The 18,023-nt window shown below is 65.6% G+C and carries 20 protein-coding genes and 1 pseudogene; 6 read left to right on the forward strand and 15 right to left on the reverse strand.

Features of this window, described 5'->3' with window-relative positions; genetic code table 11:
* Both VGD20_RS14860 and VGD20_RS14865 read right to left on the reverse strand, forming a co-directional pair.
* On the reverse strand, positions 1-619 hold a 619-nt coding region (locus VGD20_RS14860; RefSeq protein WP_331135189.1), incomplete at its 3' end, for an alpha/beta hydrolase.
* 44 nt (positions 620-663) lie between these two features.
* The gene (locus VGD20_RS14865; RefSeq protein ID WP_331135190.1) at positions 664-1,311 is read right to left on the reverse strand and encodes a 2-hydroxychromene-2-carboxylate isomerase; all 648 of its coding nucleotides are present in this window, start codon (positions 1,309-1,311) and stop codon (positions 664-666) included.
* Positions 1,312-1,438: 127 nt separating this feature from the next.
* On the opposite strand from VGD20_RS14865, the gene VGD20_RS14870 reads away from it, so the two are divergent.
* Genes VGD20_RS14870 through VGD20_RS14885 form a run of 4 tightly spaced genes read left to right on the forward strand, consistent with a single transcriptional unit; the run spans position 1,439 to position 5,024 of the window.
* Positions 1,439-1,885: a MarR family transcriptional regulator gene (locus VGD20_RS14870; protein WP_331135191.1), complete on the forward strand. Its 447-nt coding sequence runs from the start codon at positions 1,439-1,441 to the stop codon at positions 1,883-1,885.
* Entirely contained in the window at positions 1,885-2,997 is a 1,113-nt protein-coding gene (locus VGD20_RS14875) for an HlyD family secretion protein (protein ID WP_331135192.1), read from the forward strand. The genes VGD20_RS14870 and VGD20_RS14875 overlap by 1 nt, the downstream gene beginning before the upstream one ends.
* A gap of 6 nt (positions 2,998-3,003) precedes the next feature.
* Positions 3,004-4,593 (forward strand): MDR family MFS transporter, encoded by a 1,590-nt coding sequence (locus tag VGD20_RS14880; RefSeq protein WP_331135193.1) that lies wholly within the window; start codon positions 3,004-3,006, stop codon positions 4,591-4,593.
* Positions 4,594-4,598: 5 nt separating this feature from the next.
* On the forward strand, positions 4,599-5,024 hold the full coding sequence (locus tag VGD20_RS14885) for a DUF5990 family protein (protein WP_331135194.1): 426 nt from the start codon (positions 4,599-4,601) through the stop codon (positions 5,022-5,024).
* Here the strand turns inward: VGD20_RS14885 and VGD20_RS14890 are convergent.
* From VGD20_RS14890 to VGD20_RS14930, 9 genes are all read right to left on the reverse strand, one after another.
* On the reverse strand, positions 5,021-5,626 hold the full coding sequence (locus VGD20_RS14890; protein ID WP_331135195.1) for a hypothetical protein: 606 nt from the start codon (positions 5,624-5,626) through the stop codon (positions 5,021-5,023). The genes VGD20_RS14885 and VGD20_RS14890 overlap by 4 nt on opposite strands.
* A gap of 1 nt (position 5,627) precedes the next feature.
* Positions 5,628-6,245 (reverse strand): DUF2238 domain-containing protein, encoded by a 618-nt coding sequence (locus tag VGD20_RS14895; RefSeq protein ID WP_331135196.1) that lies wholly within the window; start codon positions 6,243-6,245, stop codon positions 5,628-5,630.
* On the reverse strand, positions 6,242-7,024 hold the full coding sequence (locus tag VGD20_RS14900; RefSeq protein WP_331135197.1) for a dimethylarginine dimethylaminohydrolase family protein: 783 nt from the start codon (positions 7,022-7,024) through the stop codon (positions 6,242-6,244). The genes VGD20_RS14895 and VGD20_RS14900 overlap by 4 nt, the downstream gene beginning before the upstream one ends.
* Positions 7,021-7,359, reverse strand: a complete 339-nt coding sequence (locus VGD20_RS14905; RefSeq protein ID WP_331135198.1) for a hypothetical protein — start codon at positions 7,357-7,359, stop codon at positions 7,021-7,023. The genes VGD20_RS14900 and VGD20_RS14905 overlap by 4 nt, the downstream gene beginning before the upstream one ends.
* Positions 7,360-7,441: 82 nt before the next feature.
* Positions 7,442-8,467 (reverse strand): aspartate-semialdehyde dehydrogenase, encoded by a 1,026-nt coding sequence (locus VGD20_RS14910; protein WP_331135199.1) that lies wholly within the window; start codon positions 8,465-8,467, stop codon positions 7,442-7,444.
* A gap of 46 nt (positions 8,468-8,513) precedes the next feature.
* Positions 8,514-9,125: a DUF1287 domain-containing protein gene (locus tag VGD20_RS14915; RefSeq protein WP_331135200.1), complete on the reverse strand. Its 612-nt coding sequence runs from the start codon at positions 9,123-9,125 to the stop codon at positions 8,514-8,516.
* A 98-nt stretch (positions 9,126-9,223) separates the two neighbouring features.
* Positions 9,224-9,601 carry a 50S ribosomal protein L19 gene (rplS, locus tag VGD20_RS14920; RefSeq protein ID WP_137891798.1) on the reverse strand — a complete coding sequence of 126 codons (378 nt, stop codon included), beginning with the start codon at positions 9,599-9,601 and terminating at the stop codon, positions 9,224-9,226.
* A gap of 5 nt (positions 9,602-9,606) precedes the next feature.
* Positions 9,607-10,344, reverse strand: a complete 738-nt coding sequence (trmD, locus tag VGD20_RS14925; RefSeq protein ID WP_331135201.1) for a tRNA (guanosine(37)-N1)-methyltransferase TrmD — start codon at positions 10,342-10,344, stop codon at positions 9,607-9,609.
* Positions 10,341-11,261 (reverse strand): LysR substrate-binding domain-containing protein, encoded by a 921-nt coding sequence (locus VGD20_RS14930; RefSeq protein WP_331135202.1) that lies wholly within the window; start codon positions 11,259-11,261, stop codon positions 10,341-10,343. Before VGD20_RS14930 ends, trmD begins: the two co-directional genes overlap by 4 nt.
* A gap of 101 nt (positions 11,262-11,362) precedes the next feature.
* On the opposite strand from VGD20_RS14930, the gene VGD20_RS14935 reads away from it, so the two are divergent.
* Positions 11,363-11,563: a hypothetical protein gene (locus tag VGD20_RS14935; protein WP_331135203.1), complete on the forward strand. Its 201-nt coding sequence runs from the start codon at positions 11,363-11,365 to the stop codon at positions 11,561-11,563.
* Between the two features lie 74 nt (positions 11,564-11,637).
* Here VGD20_RS14935 and VGD20_RS14940 read toward each other — a convergent pair whose 3' ends face one another.
* The 4 genes and pseudogenes from VGD20_RS14940 to ffh all read right to left on the reverse strand — a co-directional run bounded on the left by VGD20_RS14940 (position 11,638) and on the right by ffh (position 15,975).
* Positions 11,638-13,155 carry a serine hydrolase domain-containing protein gene (locus tag VGD20_RS14940; RefSeq protein WP_331135204.1) on the reverse strand — a complete coding sequence of 506 codons (1,518 nt, stop codon included), beginning with the start codon at positions 13,153-13,155 and terminating at the stop codon, positions 11,638-11,640.
* Between the two features lie 164 nt (positions 13,156-13,319).
* Positions 13,320-13,814, reverse strand: a complete 495-nt coding sequence (gene rimM / locus VGD20_RS14945; protein WP_331135205.1) for a ribosome maturation factor RimM — start codon at positions 13,812-13,814, stop codon at positions 13,320-13,322.
* Between the two features lie 216 nt (positions 13,815-14,030).
* Positions 14,031-14,486, reverse strand: a pseudogene (gene rpsP, locus VGD20_RS14950) (30S ribosomal protein S16); the annotation flags it as partial.
* Between the two features lie 40 nt (positions 14,487-14,526).
* A complete protein-coding gene (ffh, locus tag VGD20_RS14955) occupies positions 14,527-15,975 on the reverse strand; it encodes a signal recognition particle protein (RefSeq protein ID WP_331135206.1) in 1,449 nt (482 codons plus the stop codon).
* A gap of 269 nt (positions 15,976-16,244) precedes the next feature.
* Here ffh and VGD20_RS14960 point away from each other — a divergent pair, with 269 nt between their 5' ends.
* Positions 16,245-17,876 carry a putative bifunctional diguanylate cyclase/phosphodiesterase gene (locus VGD20_RS14960; RefSeq protein WP_331135207.1) on the forward strand — a complete coding sequence of 544 codons (1,632 nt, stop codon included), beginning with the start codon at positions 16,245-16,247 and terminating at the stop codon, positions 17,874-17,876.
* Positions 17,877-18,023 lie beyond the last annotated feature (147 nt).

The raw sequence follows: 18,023 nt of genomic DNA on the forward strand, positions 1-18,023 counted from the left end.
CGCAGACGAGCAAGGTCGGCATCGCGATCGCCGCGAGCATATCGGGCGAAGTGTCGGTGAAGCTGTCGAGGAGGTGCCCCGCGGCGATACGGTCGACCTTCATCGTCTTCATGAACTGGATCGACAGCCAGGTATCGTCGCCGCGCTTTGCCGTTTCATATTCGGCGATCACGCGCTTGAAAAATTGCCCGCGCCGCTGCCAGCCGGCGAGTCCGGCCAGCCCCATGCCACCAAGGATCAGGCGGCGCGGCCGCATCCCCGCAACCACCGCGCGCACGCTGGTCCGCGCACCGAGCGAAAAGCCGCCGAGATCGAAGTCGGTTAGCCCAAGATGGGCGACCAGATCCTCAAGGTCGTGCACCAGCACGTCGGCCGGGTAAAATGCCTCGTCGTGCGGTGCCTCGCTCGATCCATGGACGCGCAGGTCGGGCATGATCACGCGGTAACCCGCCACCGCGATGCGCGCCGCAGTGCCGAATTTGATCCAGTTGACCTCGCCGCTTGAAAACAGCCCGTGGAGCAGCAGCAATGGCCGGGCGTCGCCGGCCTCCGGGCCCATCTCGCGCCACGCCAGTCGCACGCCGTCGCGCGCCTCGAAAAATTGCGGTTCGATCGTCATGCGCCGCGCTATGCGCCCATCACGTCCGGTTCGGCAAGTGTCGATCAGCGCGGGCGCAGCCCCTTCTGCTCCATGCGCCACTTCGCCATTTCGATCCGGTCCTGCCCGAAAAAGGGCTCACCCTCGAACACCAGCGTCGGTACGCCCCAGTGACCGGCGATCTCGAGCGCGACCTGGTTGGCGGCGATTTCATTGTCGAGCACCACGGCTTCGGCCTCCGCCTCGGCATCGAGTTCGGCGAGGTCGAGGCCTGCACGCCGCGCGGCGCCCGCCAGATGGTCGCCCAGATGCCAGTCCTGCGCGCCGCCCCAGATCAGCTGCGCGGTTTCATCGGCAAAAGCGAGGCTCTTGCCGCGCCGCGATGCCGCCTGCCCCAGCCGGGTCAGGCGATGGATATAGGGTTGCTCGGCGGCGATCGCGCGTGTCGCCATATCCTGCACGATCGGATCGGGCCGCGGCGGCCCGAAGGGAATGCCGTGAAACTGCGCGACGCGGATCATGTCGCGCACCGTATAACTCAGCCAGTTGGGGTGATTACGCTCGAAGAAATCGGGCTGGCGGATCGCGAGCGGATAAACGGGACGCAAGTTGATCGTCACATCGTGGCTGGCGGCAAGCGCGCGGTACCGGCCAATCGCAAGATAGCTGTACGGCGAACGAAAGGACCAGAATAGGTCGGCGATCAAAGTCATGACGTCATCCTGCCCAAAAAAACGCCCGACGCAAGCAGTGTAAAAAAAATTTACAACCGGATTCGAGGTTGTTGGCAAGGGCATCGCCCTGTTGAATATAATAGCAATTGCTATTATATCCTATGACATGAGTGAAACGATCGGCTTCCTGCTCAATGACACCGCGCGCCTGTTCCGGCGCTCGTTCAACGCGCGTACGCGCGACAGCGGGATCACCGCGCTGCAATGGCGGCTGATCACTTACCTCAAGCGTCACGAGGGTATTCGTCAGGGGCCGCTCGCCGAACTGATCGAGGTCGAACCGATCACCCTGTCGCGGATGGTCGACCGGCTGGTCGAGGCCGAACTGGTCGAACGCCGCGCCGATCCCGCCGACCGCCGCGCCTGGCAGCTTTACCTGACGCCGCGCGCGGGCGAACTGCTGGGCGGCATGCGCCCCGTCGCCGACGCGCTGACCGCCGAAGCCATCGAAGGATTGAGCAGCGCCGAAGTCGACCAGCTCGTCGGCCTTGTCGAGCGCGTTCGCGCCAATCTGTCCCGCCGCATTTGCCAAAAAGAAAAAGAGACCGCCTGATGGATCAGCTCTCCCCGTCCCGGCCCGCCAAGAACCCCGCCGCCGAAGATGCCACCCCGCCCAGGGCCGCGCCGAAGGCCGATCCGCTGCCCGACGCCGCGCCGGCCGCCGAAGCCGCGCCCAACGCAAGCTGGCGCACCCGCCTGCTGATGTTCGGCCTGCCCCTGGCTCTGATCGCGGGCGGTGCGGGTTGGTGGCTGACGAGCGGCGGGTCGGTGTCGACCGACAACGCCTATGTCCAGATGGACAAGGTCTCGGTCGCCGCCGAAGTCGGCGGCCGCATCACCGAAGTCGCGGTGCGCGACGGGCAGCAGGTCGCGAAAGGCCAGCTGCTCTTCCGCATCGACGGCGAACCCTATGCGTTGACCGTCGCGCAGGCGACCGCCGCGATCGACGCGGCCGAGGTCGAGGTCGGCAACCTGTCGGCGAGCGCAAACACGTCGAGTGTCGACATCGCCGCCGCGCGCGAGGACGTCAAATTCGCGCAAATGACCTTCGACCGGCAGGCGGCGCTGATGGAAAAGGGCTTCACGACCAAAGCCGCCTACGACGCCTCGCGCCATGCGCTCCAGCAGGCGCGTGAGAGCGTCCGCCAAGCCGAGGCTGCGGCCGCCGAAGCGCGCACGAAACTTGCCGCCGGCCCGTCGAGCGGGATCAACCCGCAGGTCGAGGCGGCGCGCGTCCAGCGCTCGCAGGCTGAGGTGAACCTCGGCCGCACGACGGTGCGCGCGCCGAGCGCGGGCCGCATTGCGCAGTCGGACCGGCTGCAGGTCGGCCAGATGATGGTCGCGGGGCTGCCCGCGGTCACTTTGGTCGACACCGCGCACCCGTGGGTCGAGGCCAATTTCAAGGAAACCGACCTCGCCGACATGCGCGTCGGCCAGCGCGCCGAAATCAGCTTCGACGCCTATCCCGGCGTAAAGGTCCGCGGCCATGTGCTGACGATCGGCGCGGGCACCGGCAGCGAATTTTCGGTGCTGCCCGCGCAGAACGCCACCGGCAACTGGGTCAAGGTTACGCAGCGCGTGCCGGTGCGGATCGCCTTTGACGAAAAGCCGGCGCGCGACATGATCGCGGGGCTATCGGCCGATGTCCGGGTGTTTACGAAGTAAGCTCCCGTGGCGAGCAACGCCCTTCCCCGCCGCTCCGCCGCTGCGGCGCTCCCCGACGACGACAGCATCCCGCTGCACGAACGCGTGCGCTATCGCGGGTTGCTGACCGTCGCCGTCATGGGCGCGTCGATCATGCAGATCCTCGACACGACGATCGCCAACGTCGCGATCCCGCATATGCAGTCGGCATTGGGCGCAACGAGCGAGACGGTGACGTGGGTGCTGACGAGCTATATCCTCGCCTCGGCGGTCGCGATGCCGATCACCGGCTGGCTCGCCGACCGGATCGGGCGGCGCGAATTGTTCATGGCGGCGGTCGTCGGCTTCATCATCGCGTCGATGGCGTGCGGCGCCGCGCAGACGCTCGAACAGATGGTCGCCTTCCGCTTCCTGCAGGGGGTGAGCGCGGCCTTCATCGGGCCGCTGTCGCAGTCGGTGATGCTCGACATCAACCCGCCCGAGCGCCATGCGCGCGCGATGTCGATCTGGGGCATGGGGATCATGATCGGGCCAATCCTCGGCCCGATATTGGGCGGCTGGCTGACCGAAAGCGTCAACTGGCGCTGGGTCTTTTACGTCAACCTGCCCGTCGGCCTGCTCACGCTTGCGATGATGTGGGCACTGCTGCCCAAGACAAAAAGCGTCACGCGGCGGTTCGACCTCTTCGGCTTCTCGATGCTCGCGCTGGGGCTCGCCGCCTTGCAGTTGATGCTCGACCGCGGCGCGCATCTCGACTGGTTCGACAGCATTGAAATCTGGATCGAACTCGGCGTCGCCATCTCGTGCCTGTGGATGTTCATCGTCCATATGTTCACCGCGCGCGCGCCGCTGTTCAGCCGCCTGATGCTTGCCGACCGCAACCTCGTCACCGCGATGGGCTTCATGATTGTGATCGGCGTCGTGATGTTCGCATCGATGGCGCTGCTGCCGCCGATGCTGCAGAACCTGTTCGGCTGGCCGGTGATCGATACCGGCGTCATCCTCGCGCTGCGCGGGATCGGCATCCTCGCCAGCATGTGGGTCGCGGGGCAGCTGCTGGGCAAGATCGACGCGCGCTGGATGGTCGGCACCGGGCTGCTCATCGCCGCTTACTCGCTCTGGCAGATGAGCCATTGGTCGCTCGAAATGGGGATGCAGCCGGTGATCGTCAGCGGGCTGGTGCAGGGGCTGGGCATGGGGCTGATCTTCATCCCGCTGAACACGATGGCGTTCGCGACGATCCAGCCGCAATATCGCACCGACGGATCGAGCCTGCTCAACCTGTTCCGCAGCATCGGCGCGTCGGTCGGCATCTCGATCGTGACGACGCTGCTCGGCGCGAACATCCAGACGAGCCACGAGGATCTGGCGGCGCATGTCACCAACAGCTCGGTGAGCTTGCTCGACCCGTCGACCGCCGACCGGTTCGGCATCGCGGGCGACGCGGCGATGGCGATGGTCAATGCCGAGATCAACCGGCAGGCGGCGATGGTTGCCTATATCGACGATTTCTGGCTGATGATGTGGGTGACGCTGGCGTCGGTGCCGCTGGTGCTGCTGCTACGCCCGCCGAGGCCGGGCGGGCCGAAGGCGTCGGCGGCGGATATCGGACATTGACGATCATGGCACGGACGGACAGGCGCGAGATTGCAATGCGGATCGTCATCGACACGCCAGTCGCCGGAGTCCTCCATAGCCTGCAGGCCAGGGACGGCCATCCACTCGATCCGAAATCATCGGGCGCCGGCGAGCCGCTCGCGTTCGACTTCACGATCGGCGTCGCGCCGGGACCGAAATTCTTCGGCGATCAGGTGCGGCGCGAGGGGGCCGAGCGGCGCTTCGTCTATATCCGCATCGGTCAGGCAGCCGGCGACCCGTCCTCGCCCTGGACTCGCCGGATGAAGATCGACATCCACGACATCGATCAGCACCTGCTCGACAGCGCGGCAAGCGATGGTCGTCGCATCGAGATATCGGTCAACGGAACCGGAAAGGACAGCACCCCCGCCTGCGCCACTGTCCCGCCGATGGCGCGCCGGCTGGTTTAGCGGAAGAAGCAGTTGTTGCCAGCGAACAGCGCGTCGATCTTCGCCGAGTCGCCCGGCGCCGCGAACATCCCGCCGATGGCATTGTCGCCCGACCCGATGCTGAATTCCTCGCCCAGCGTGCTGTCCTCCAGATCGACGATCGAGACCGTTTCCTTCGCCCTGGCGCGAGTCGTGCCGATGGCGATCCCGCTCATCGTCGAATAGGCCCTGGCCCCCGGCTCGTTGCCGAGGAACCAGCCGACGAATTTGCCGCCCTGGAAGTTGAGCGTCATCGCGTCGTAGCGGGTGAATTCCATCGAACCCGCGCCGCATTCCGCGTTCGTGCTGCGGTCGTCTTCCTTGCCCGTGACGTTCGCGAGCGCGGTTTCGGCCTGCGCGCGCGGCACCCCGAAAGCGAGCAGGCTGGTCTTGCCGCTGGCCTTGTCGACGAAACGCAGCCCTTCGCCGTCGAGGCTGACCGCGGTGGTTGCGGCATTCGGGCCGTCGAGCTTCGCTTCGGGAACCGCCGGCGCGACGGGGTCGGCATCGACGGGCGCCTTGTCGGCGGCGGGCTTGCACGCGGCAAGCAGCGCCACCATCGCGAGAGTCGTGAACTTGCGCATGCTATCTCCTGTCGCGGCGCGGGATCGCCAGGACCAGTATCGCACCCAGCACTGCAAGCGCCATATCCTTTTGCGCGTCCCAGATATCGCCCTGCTGCCCGTTATAGCGGTCCGCGGTCTCGCCCGCCGCGACGATGGTGAGCAGCCATTCGAAGATTTCGTAAAGGCACGAGATGGCGAGGACCCACGCAAGCACGGTCAAGCCCGCGCCGCGCGGACCGAGCCCGCCCCAGCGTCGCGCGATTTCAGCGACAGGGATCACCGATAGCGCCCCGAAGGCGAAATGGACGAGCCGGTCATAATGATTGCGCGTCCAGCCGAAAGCGTCGGACAGGCTCGTGCCGGCCAGCGCGCGCGCCCAGTCGTCATAGGGCACATTGCTGTAGGCGTAACGGCCACCGAGCGTGTGCAATGCCATGAACGCCACGATGCAGGCGACCGATGCCGTCGACAGCGGCCAGCGGCGGAGCAGCAGGGGCGAGGCGATCAGCAGCAGCATCGTCGGGATATGCTGAAGCAGCGCGATCTCGGGATAAGGCTGGTCGATCTGGGCGAGCAGCAACAATATCAGGAGCAGGCCGAGCAGGCGGCGCTGCACGGGCGGGGTGGCGGTGCTCACCAGCGCAGTGACATGCAGCTGAGCCCCGCGTCGATATGCGCGATCTGGTCGGTCGCCAGCGGACGGACCTCGATGCCGCGCGCGGCGAGCAACGCGTGCGTCGCGAGCCAGCGATCGCCGACGAGGACAGTATCGCGGATGCGCAGGATATTGGCGGCAGCCTCCTCGCCCGGCGGGGTCGTCACGACTTCGAGCCCGTCAAACTCCGGACAGGCCGCGAGTGCGGGGACGGCGAGGATCGTGCGTTCGTCGATCAGCCCGCAGCCGGTTTTGAAATGGAGGACGCCCGGCGGGGTTTCGGCAATCTCGGCACGATAACCGAGTTCGGCCAACAGTCCTGCAAGCTCCTCGGCACCCGCGCGGTCGGTGCGTGCTGAAAGGCCGATGATCACCCGGTCGGAAAGGCGCAATATGTCGCCGCCGTCGGCATAGCCGGGGCCGGTCATTTCAAGCAGGCGTTTATGGCAGGCGGTAAGCGGCGCGCGGATATATTCGACCTCGCCAGCGCGGCTCGGCGCACCGGGGCGAAGCAGGATCGCGCCTTCGGGAAAGGTCAACGCGACATCTTCGGTAAACAGCGCATCGGGAAAATCGTCGAGCGGCGGCAGGACTTCAACCGCAAGGCCGAGTTCGCGAAGCGTCGCGACATAGGCCTCATGCTCGGCGACGAGGCCAGGGAAATCGGGATCGGGGCCGCCATCGGCGCGGATGCCGTGCACCGCCGAGCGCGCAGGCGCGCGGCAGAGCGCATGGGTGAAGCGCGCAGGGTCAAGGCTCATTCGCTGGTCCGTTCGAAGATCCGGCCGCACAGGTAGACGGCATCGCCCTCGCTCCAGTTTTCGAGGTGACCGTCGACGAAATCGAACTCGTACAGGGTATCGTCGAGCCGGATCGTGAGCGGCGAGTCGCGCATCCGTTCGACGCGATAGCTTCCGACCGACCGCCAGCCTTCGACCGTGAGTTCATATTTGAAATCGGGCTCGAAGCGGATGAGCGCATCGACCTGTTTCGTGCCGGGCGTTTCGCCTTCCTCGCATTTCTCGCCGGTCATTTTCCACGTGCCGAGAAGCTCGTCGGGTACGACCGCAAGCTCTCCGAACGGTTGTTCGGCCAAGTTTTGGGTCGCGGCGGACGGGACGCCGGATACCGCCAGAGCGAGCATCCCGGCAATGAAAACCATCCGCCGCGCCATGAAATCAGCCCTTCTTCAAATGCCGCCGTCCCAGCAGTTCGGCGATCTGCACCGCGTTCAGCGCGGCGCCCTTGCGCAAATTGTCCGAAACGCACCAGAGGTTCAAGCCGTTGTCGACGGTCGAATCCTCACGGACGCGCGACACGAAGGTCGCGAAATCGCCGACGCATTCGACGGGGGTTATGTAGCCACCGTCCTCGCGCTTGTCGTGGAGCACGACGCCCGGCGCCTCGCGCAGGATGCGCTGCGCATCCTCGGCCGACAGCTCATCCTCCATCTCGATATTGATCGCTTCCGAATGGCCGACGAAGACGGGGACACGGACGCAGGTCGCGGTGACCTTGATCTTCGGATCGAGGATCTTCTTGGTCTCGACGACCATCTTCCACTCTTCCTTGGTCGATCCGTCGTCGAGGAATTTGTCGATGTGCGGAATGACGTTGAAGGCGATCTGCTTGGTGAACTTCTGCACGTCCTTTTCGTCGCCGACGAAGATCTGGCGCGTCTGGTTCCACAGCTCGTCCATGCCCGCCTTGCCCGCGCCCGACACCGACTGATAGGTCGAGACGACGACGCGCTTGATCGTCGCCGCGTCGTGGAGCGGCTTGAGCGCGACGACCATCTGCGCGGTCGAGCAATTGGGGTTCGCGATGATGTTGCGCTTGGTATAGCCGTCGATCGCGTCGGGGTTCACCTCGGGTACGATCAGCGGCACGTCGGGGTCCATGCGATAGAGCGACGAGTTGTCGATCACGACGCAGCCCGCCGCGGCCGCCTTGGGCGCGTGGATCGCGGTCGCGTCGCTGCCGATTGCGAAAATCGCCATGTCCCAGCCCGACCAGTCGAAATTCTCGATATTCTGGCACTTCACGGTTTTACCGGTATCGCCGATTTCGATCTCGTCGCCCTGGCTGCGCGACGATGCGACCGCCGCCAGTTCGTCGTAGGGAAATTCGCGCTCGGCGAGAATGGCGAGCACTTCGCGCCCGACATTGCCCGTGGCCCCGGCGACTACGATACGATAACCCATTTATTCACTCCTCAGTGCAAATACTCGGTTGAAAACGTTACGATATTCAGACTTTCCAGCGAAAATGGCCGGTCAGTTTGTGCTTGAACAGCGCATCTTCCTCGCGCGTGCCGCCGCCGATATTGTGGAGGACGAGCGGCACGCCGGTCGTGTCCTTACGGTCGGATATGATGCCGGTGTGCGGCAGCCGGCCGCCGACCATCTGGGTAAAGATATCGCCCGGACGCCAGTCGGCGGGATCGTCGGTGACGGGCAAGGACGCGCCCTGCCGCCGCCAATAGGTCGCGAGGTTGGGCACGCGGCGATGGTCGATGTTGCGGTCGGGGCGGCCGAGCCCCCAGTTTTTCGGATAGGCCCCGAAATTGGCGCGCATGTCGGCGTTTACAAGAGCCTGAAGGTCGAGCGCGAGTGCATCGCGAAAGGCGCGGATCACGACGTCGGTGCACACACCCTTGGCGCGGTCGACATCGCCGTTCGGGAAACGCAGCACCGTATAGGCGGGGTCGTACGTCAGCGTGACGCCGACCTGCCGCCGCGCCGCGCTGACCAGCCGCTGCGCATTGGTAAGCGCCATCGCCTCGCCCGACACGCCAAAGGCCAGCACCGCGCCAAGAAAGGCACGCCGCGTTGGCTGGAACGGGAGGACGGACGCTTGCATCAAATTCGCTTTGCCCAAAAGAAAACGACCGGTTCTGCCTGTTGGCGGAACCGGTCGTTTTTGAAAGCTGTTTCGGCTTTGGGTGAGAGAAGCTCTCCTTAGCCTTCGCCGGCTTCCGACCGGTATTCGCGGCGCTCCGCAATACGCGCCGATTTACCAGTGCGGCCACGAAGATAGTAAAGCTTCGCACGACGCACGGCACCCTTGCGGATGACGGTAATCGAGTCGATGTTGGGCGAATAGAGCGGGAACACGCGCTCGACACCTTCGCCGAACGACATTTTGCGCACGGTGAAGTTGGAGCCCATGCCCTTGTTCGAGCGTGCGATGCACACGCCTTCGAAATTCTGGACGCGGGTGCGTTCGCCTTCGACCACCTTCACGCCGACTTTCAGCGTGTCGCCGGGACGGAAGGTCGGAATGGTCTTGCCAGCCTTGGCGATTTCTTCGGCTTCGATCGTCTGGATGAGGTTCATGTCCTCTAGTCCTTTTCTTTTCGCCGCGCGCCAGAGGCAGGTCGGTCCCGAGCACCCTCATGGCGCTCCCAAAGGTCCGGCCTGCGTAACCGTGTGTGATCTTCCGCCTGTTGTTTCCGCCAGGCCGCGATCTTCGCATGATCCCCCGATCGCAGCACTTCGGGGATCGTGCGCCCTTCCCAATTAACGGGTCGGGTATAATGCGGATATTCGAGCAAACCGTTTTCGAACGATTCGTCGTCCCCGCTTGAAGCCGCGCCCATTACGCCGGGAAGCAGCCGAATGCAAGCGTCGAGCAGCAACAACGCCCCCATCTCGCCGCCCGACAATATGATGTCGCCCATCGACACCTCTTCGATCGGCCTTGCGTCGAAGATGCGCTCGTCGAATCCCTCGAACCGGCCGCAGAGGATGATCGCTCCCGGGCCGGCCGAAAGCTGGCGCACGCGCGCCTGCGTGATCGGCGCACCGCGCGGGGTCATCGCCAGGATCGGCAGCCCCGGATGCGCCGCCACCGCATGGTCGATCGCGGCGGCAAGCACATCGACCTTCAGCACCATCCCGGCGCCGCCGCCCGCGGGCGTATCGTCGACGGTGCGATGCCTGTCGGTCGCGAAATCGCGGATCTGCACCGGCGTGCACGACCAAGTCCCGCTCTCCAGCGCGCGCCCTGCCATGCTGTGCCCCAGCGGGCCGGGGAACATGTCGGGGTAGAGGGTCAGCGGGACGGCGGCGAAGGTCATGACAGCGGCGCCCATAGCTCGTCGGGAAGCAGGTGACGATCCTTCTCCATCTCTGCGCGCAGCCATTCGCGGAAACGCTCGATCTTGCGCACCCCGACGCGGTTTTCGCGGTGGACCAGATAATGGGCGGTCCCGGGCTGATAGAGTGCGTCGAAGGGCCGGACGAGCCGCCCCGCGTCGAGTTCGGCGCGCCAGAGCAGCGGGGTCATCAGCGCGATGCCATAGCCGCCCTGCACCGCGCTCGCTTCCTGCAGCTGGCTGTCGAGCTCGATGCCGCGGCGCTGCGGCGGCGGCACGGTATCGACTCCCGCGGCCGCGAACCAGCCCGCCCACCAGGGATCGTTGGGCGCGAGCCGGTCGACGTGCAGCAAATCTTCCGGCCGCTCGATATGATTGGCTTCCAGAAAGGCCGGCGCACAAATCGGCGTGATGTGGCTGCGGTACAGAAAGTCGGCGCGCAAACCGGGCCACGATCCGCGGCCGACGCGGATCGCGACGTCGACGTTGGTGGCATTGAAATCGACCAGTTCGTTGTTGAGCAGCATCCGGACGGCGAGGTCGGGATAGGCGAGCTGGAAACCGCCGATGCGCGCGCTGAGCCAGGTGCCGCCGAATGTCGTCATCGCGCTGATCGTCAGCACATCGGCCTCGTCGCTGCCGAGCGCGGCGAAGGCATCGCCCATCGTGGCGAAGGCATTGCTGATCGCGGGAAGCAGTCGCTGCCCCGTTTCGGAGAGGCGCACCCGCCCCTTCTCGCGCACGAAGAGCGCGCGGCCGAGCCGGTCCTCCAATTGGCGGACCTGATAGCTGACCGCCGCCTGCGTCAGCCCCAGTTCCTCCGCCGCGCGCGAGAAATTCTGCAAACGACCGGCGGCTTCGAAGGTGCGTATGGCGGCGAGGGGCGGCAGGCGGGACACGCCCCATTATAAGTTCAGCTTATGATATGGTCTACACCTTTTGTTGGCGCCGCGGCGCGAAAGAGCCCATTCAGGATGCACCAAGCGAAAGGAAATGAGCGATGAAAGACGAGCAGTTCATGCGCGTTTGGAATGACGGTCATGATCATTTCAGCGCCGATATCACCCGCGGCCTCCACTGGTTCGCGACCCCGTTCCGCCGTCTCGGCGAATGGATCGCCCTGCCGAGCGCGCCCGGCGAAGACAGCGTCTTCACCCGCGCCGTCGCGCGCTGCAGCGTGCGTCCGCGCCGGGCGCGATAAGCTCCCCTGCCCTCTCAAGGTCCAGGGCCAGACGGGGTGAGGCTGCCCCCTTGCTATGCCTCACCCCGTCGATATCAGCGCGCTTCGGGCGGAACGACGCGCAGGCGCAGTGCCTGGATCGTCACCGGCGTCGTCGGCGCGAGCAACAATTGCCCGTCGAGCTTGCCCTTGTCGCAGTTGAGCCGGAAGGCGGTCGACATCGCGCCCGTCGGCGCGAGCGGCTCGTCGCCCGGACATTCGCCGACCTCGGCCTTCAGTTTCGCGAATTCGGCTTTCCAGTTCGCGGCCGAGCGATCGAGCAGGAAGTTCATCGCGAGCTTGCCCTGCAGCGGCCCGAGATCGCCCGCGGCATAAGCCGCCCTTGCCGCCGAATAGGCGTCCGCCACCGCTACCGACACCGGCACCGCACGCGTTTCGAGCAGCCCTGCCTTGTCCATCGCGACCGCGGTGTCCCACGCGGGGGCCGCCGGGCCCGCGTAGGTCCGGTTCGACAACGCGAAGACGCCCACACCATGGTCGGGCATCAGCATCACATGGCTGCCATAGCCCGGATAGCCGCCGCCATGCGCGAGCGTGAGGCCGAGGTCGCAATCCTGCGCGACGCGCCAGCCCATGCCGTACGCGCCCGCCTGCTTGCACGCCGTCGCCCCGCTCGCGCCGATGCGGTTCGTCACCGATACGAAGTTCGAGCCCTGCGCGATCTCGCGCACCGTCGACCGCTTGACCGGGCCATTGTCGGCATCGTCGCGCGCGGGCCAGGCCGAAAGCAGGAAAACGACCCATTTGGCATAGTCGTTCGCGCTGACCTGTAGCCCGCCCATGCTGTTGAACGCGCCGTCGATCATCTCGGGCTCGGCGGTCCAGCGCTCATTTTCCCAGCGGTAGCCGAGCGCGTAGCGCGCCTTGGGGGCTTTGGGCGCGTCGAAGCCGCTGCTCGTCATGCCGAGCGGGATCAGGATCGTCTTTTGGACATAGTCGGTATATTTCATGCCCGACGCGTTCGCGACGATGCGGCCGAGCAGGGCGTAGCCGAAGTTCGAATATTCGTGGCTACTCTGCGGCACGCGGCTGAACGGCACGCCTGCTGCGATCATTTTCGTGAATTCGTCCTGCGGCAAAACCTGTTGCCGGTCGCCCCACGGATCGTCGGTGACGAAGCCGCCGACGTGCTGGAGCAGGTCGCGCACCCGGATGCGCGGGCTGTCCTTGGTCGGATAGGTCCAGCCCTTCATTTCGGGCACATAATGTTCGGCAAGGTCGTCGAGGCGGAGCTTGCCGTCGTCGCGCAGCTTGAGGATCGACAAGGCGGTGAATGCCTTGGTCATCGAGGCGATGCGGAACAGGCTGTCGGCGGTGACGGGGCTTTTGTCGGCGATATTCTGGACGCCGACACCCTTCACATAGGCAAGCTGGCCGTCCTTGACGACGCCATAGACGACGCCGGGGATGTGCTGTTCGGCCTGATATCGGGCGAAGAGCGCGTCGATTTCGGGAGCGAGCTGGTCGAGGGTTTGGGGGGCGGCTTCCTGCGCGGTGACGGGAACCGCGCCCGAGAGCATGAGAGCGAAAGCAAAACCCGATTTCCAGCGCATAGACCCTCCACAGCCAATTGCCGTCAGGCTATCAGCGCCGGGAGCCACCGACAATCGGCGAAGAAAAGCCATCGTCACCCCGGACTTGATCCGGGGTCCATGGCCGCCAGCGCTGGAATGGATCCCGGATCAAGTCCGGGATGACGAATAACGGAGAGGCGCGCTTACTCGACGAACGCCGCGTTCACGGTCACGCCATCGTCGTTCCACGCCGGCACCGCCTGCGCGGTCATCGGCACCATGAAGCGCTTGCGGTCGGGCTTTTCGATTTCGAGGATGTCGCCCGCGCCGAAATTCTCGACCGCGGCGACATGGCCGATCGCCGTGCCATCGGTCGACACGCACGGCAGGCCGAGCAGGTCGTGGTGATAATATTCGCCCTCGGCGAGCGGCGGCAGCGCCAACCGCGGGACGGTGAGGACGGTGCCGCGGAGCGCCTCGGCGGCGCTGCGGTCGGTGATTTCGGTGAAGGTCGCGACCGCGCCCTGGTTGGCGGGACGCACCGATTTCAGCGTCAGCTTGCGGTCGCCCGCGTCGAAAACGGAAAAGGCGCGGAGAGCCTCCGCGCCTTCGCCGAACAGTTTGAGACGCACCTCGCCCCGTACCCCGTGCGCGCCGGCGATGGCGGCGAGGGTAACGGGGCGATTCGCGTCGGCCAAGGCTCAGCCTTCGGCCTTTTCTTCGCCAGCTTCTTCAGCGGGCGCTTCTTCGGCGGCCGGAGCGTCTTCGGCTTCGGCAGCGACCGGGCCGCCTTCGGCGACTTCTTCGGCGATCGCGGTCGCGTCGTCAGCAGTCGCGTCGGCCGGGGTTTCGTCGGCGACGGCTTCGGCAACGGCTTCGGCGGTTTCTTCGCTCTTCACCGAACCGGTCGCATCCGATTCAGCGGCTTCGGGAGCGGCAGCTTCTTCGGCGGCCACTTCGGGAGCGGCTTCTTCAGCAGCTTCGGGTTCCGGCGCCGGGGCGGCGGCAGCAGCGGCTGCGGCTTCTTCGGCGTCAGCCAGCTTCTGGGCCTTTTCTTCGGCGCGTTCCTTGGCCTTCTCGCCGGGGACGCCCTTGTTCGGGTTGTTGCGGGCAGCGCGCTCGAGGACGCCAGCGGCGTCGAGGAAGCGGGCGACGCGGTCGGTCGGCTGCGCGCCAACCGAAACCCAATGCTTCGCACGGTCGGCGTCGAGCTTCACGCGCTCCGGATTGTCCTTGGCGAGCAGCGGGTTGTAGCTGCCGATACGCTCGATGAAGCGGCCGTCACGCGGGCTACGCGAATCGGCGACGACGATCTTGTAATAGGGACGCTTTTTCGAACCGCCGCGTGCGAGGCGAATGGAGGTTGCCATGATATTTTCCTTTTTCTTCTAAACTGAAATTCGGTTGTAATTACTTCTTTTTATTCATCAAATTGGCGAGTTCGGGCGGGATCGAGCCGCCGCCACCGAGACCGGGGAGGCCACCGCCGCCTCCCATCCCACCCATTCCGGGAATGCCGCCGCCCTTGCCGAACAGCGCGCCGAGGCCCTTGAGCCCGCCCATCTTGCGGATCTTCTTCATCGCGCTGGCCATTTCCTGGTGCATCTTCAGCACCTTGTTGACCTGCTGCACCGTGGTGCCCGAGCCGTTGGCGATGCGGATCTTGCGCTTCGCGGTCAGGATTTCGGGCTTCGCGCGTTCCTTGGGGGTCATCGAGCCCATGATCGCGTCGAAGTGGATGAGCATCTTGTCGTCGGCAGCGCCCGCGGCCATCTGCGCCTGCGCCTTCTTGATCCCGGGGATCATGCCGGCGAGCGCGCCGAGACCGCCCATGCGGCGCATCTGGTTGAGCTGGGTGCGGAGGTCGTTGAGGTCGAACTGGCCCTTGGCCATCTTCGCCGCCATCGCCTCGGCCTCTTCGGCCTGGATCGTTTCGGCAGCACGTTCGACGAGGCTGACGACGTCGCCCATGCCGAGGATGCGGCCCGCGATGCGCGACGGCTGGAAGAGTTCGAGCCCGTCGAGCTTTTCGCCGGTACCCGCGAACTTGATCGGCTTGCCCGTGACCGCGCGCATCGACAGCGCGGCACCGCCGCGCGCGTCGCCGTCCATGCGGGTGAGCACGACACCGGTCAGCGGCACCTGGTCGGTGAAGCGCTGCGCGACCTGCACCGCGTCCTGCCCCGTGAGGCTATCGACGACGAGCAGGGTTTCGGCGGGGTTCGCCGTGCGCGACACCGCCTGCATCTCGTCCATCAGCTGCTGGTCGACGTGGAGGCGGCCCGCGGTGTCGAGCATCAGCACGTCGTAGCCCTGGAGCTTCGCGGCCTGCATCGCGCGCTGCGCGATCTCGACCGGCTGCTGGCCCGCGACGATCGGCAAGGTCGCGACGTCGATCTGGGTGCCGAGGACGGCGAGCTGTTCCTGCGCGGCGGGGCGATTGACGTCGAGCGACGCCATCAGCACCTTCTTGCGCTCTTTTTCCTTGAGCCGCTTCGCGATCTTCGCGGTGGTCGTGGTCTTGCCCGAGCCCTGCAGGCCGACCATCATGATCACCGCGGGCGGGGCGACGGCAAGGTCGAGCTCGGCGGTTTCGGACCCGAGCATCTCGGTCAGCGCATCGCTGACGATCTTGACCACCTGCTGCCCCGGGGTGACCGAGCGCAGGACATTCTGGCCGATCGCGAGCTCGGTGACCTGATCGACGAAGCTGCGCACGACGGGCAGCGCGACGTCGGCCTCAAGCAAGGCGATTCGCACTTCGCGCATCGCCGCGCGCACGTCGGCCTCGGTCAGCGCGCCGCGACCGCGGAGCTTCCCGAAAACATCGCCAAGCCGATTGCTCAGACTGTCGAACATGCGCCTCAAATCCTTCCTCGAAAGCCCGCAACGCAAAAGACGCCGGTGAGCGAAACCTCGCCAACCAGCGGCTATCCGTGGACAGACTTTCCGTCGCGGACATCGATATATCCGTGCGCAAGATACGCGCGGACGCGGTGGCCTCTACGCAAAACCGACGCGAAAGGCAAGTCCAAGACCAGGCATTCCATCCTTCGTGGGAAATACTCCACTTAACGCAAATTTCACCGCTTTGCGTGCATTAGGGCGGCGATGGTGGGGAAATTCATATGACTATGACGTCGAAGCAGCCGGACCGCAGCGAAGGCGCCAAACGCGACATATTGGCCGGCGGCATCGTCGTCGCCGCGATTCTGCTGTTCGTCGGGACGGGCAGCAATGTGATGCAGGCGATCGTCAAGGCGCTCAGCGGCCTTGGCGGCGGCCCCGACCGGGCGCTCGCCGCCGCGCTGGTGCTCAATGTCGCGCTGATCCTGTTCGGCTGGCGCCGCTACAAGGATCTCAACCGCGAAATCCGCGAACGCACCGAGGCCGAGCAGCGCGCCCGCTACCTTGCCGACACCGACCCGCTGACCGGTTTCCTCAACCGCCGGGCGCTGCTCGCGACGGGCCAGCGGCAAATCGCGAGCGCGATCGCCGACAAGCGCCAGGTCGCGCTGTTCCTTCTCGACCTCGATCATTTCAAGACCGTCAACGACATCCACGGCCATGTCGCCGGTGACCGCGTCTTGCAGGTCGCCGCCGAACGCATGTCGGCGATCCTGCCCCCCAATGCGACGAAGGCACGGCTGGGCGGCGACGAATTCGTCGCCATGCTCGCTTTCGAGCCTGCGGCACGTCCCGACATCGACGCGCTCGCTGCCGAGCTCGTCGCGGCGCTCGACAATAATGTGACCCACGATGCCCAGCAGATTCGCGTCGGCGCATCGCTGGGCGTGTCGCTGGCAAGCGATGCCAGCGTGACGATGGAAACGATGGTGCGCCAGGCCGACATCGCGATGTATCATTGCAAGGACGAAGGGCGGAACCGCTACTGCTGGTTCGAACCCGGCATGGAAATGGCCGTGCAGGTTCGCAACCAGATCGAGACCGGCATTCGCGAAGGCATGCCGCGCGGCGAATTCGTGCCCCATTTCGAGCCGCAGGTCGACATCGCCAGCGGACGGCTGATCGGCTTCGAGATGCTGATGCGATGGGAATCGGCCGAATATGGGATGATCCCGCCCGAACGCTTCATCCCCGTCGCCGAGGAAAGCGGGTTGATCGGTGAGTTGTCGCTGCAGGTGATCCGCAATGCGATGGAGATCGCCAAGCGCTGGGATCCGTCGATCATGCTCGCGGTCAACATTTCGCCGCAGCAGCTGAAAGACCCGTGGTTCAGCCAGAAGCTGACCAAATTGCTCGTCGAAACCGGCTTTCCGGCGAGCCAGCTCGAGGTAGAGATTACCGAAAGCTCGCTGTTCGAGAACCTGCCGCTTGTCCGTTCGATCGTTACCAGCCTCAAGAATCAGGGCGTTTCGCTCAGCCTCGACGATTTCGGCACCGGCTACAGCTCGCTCTCGCACCTGCGTGCACTGCCCTTCGACCGGATCAAGATCGACCGCAGCTTCGTCGCCGCGATGCGTGGCAGCCCCGACGCGCAGGCGATCGTCGTCGCGATCGTGCGCCTCGGCGAAAGCCTCGCGATGCCGATCACCGCCGAGGGCGTCGAGGACGAGGCGACCGCGATCGAACTGACGCGGCTTGGTTGCTCCAAGGGACAGGGCTGGCATTTCGGCCGCGCCGCCTCTGCCGCCGACACCGACCGCCTGCTCGCCGACCGCGGCCTGCTCCGCGCGCCGATGGTGCCGCCCGCCGGCCCCGATGCCAGCGAAGACGCGCCGCTGCGCAAGACGGCCTGATTTCATCATCGTCGCCCCCGCGAAGGCGGGGGCCGCCAGAGGTTTACGCAGTGGCGATGCGCGAGGCCGACAACGGCCCCCGCCTTCGCGGGGGCGACGCAATCCCTGCCCTGCATCGCTAGACTTCGCGCCCGCGCGCCCTTACAT

The sequence above is a fragment of the Sphingopyxis sp. genome (assembly GCF_036402335.1).
In the GTDB taxonomy this organism is placed as follows: domain Bacteria; phylum Pseudomonadota; class Alphaproteobacteria; order Sphingomonadales; family Sphingomonadaceae; genus Sphingopyxis.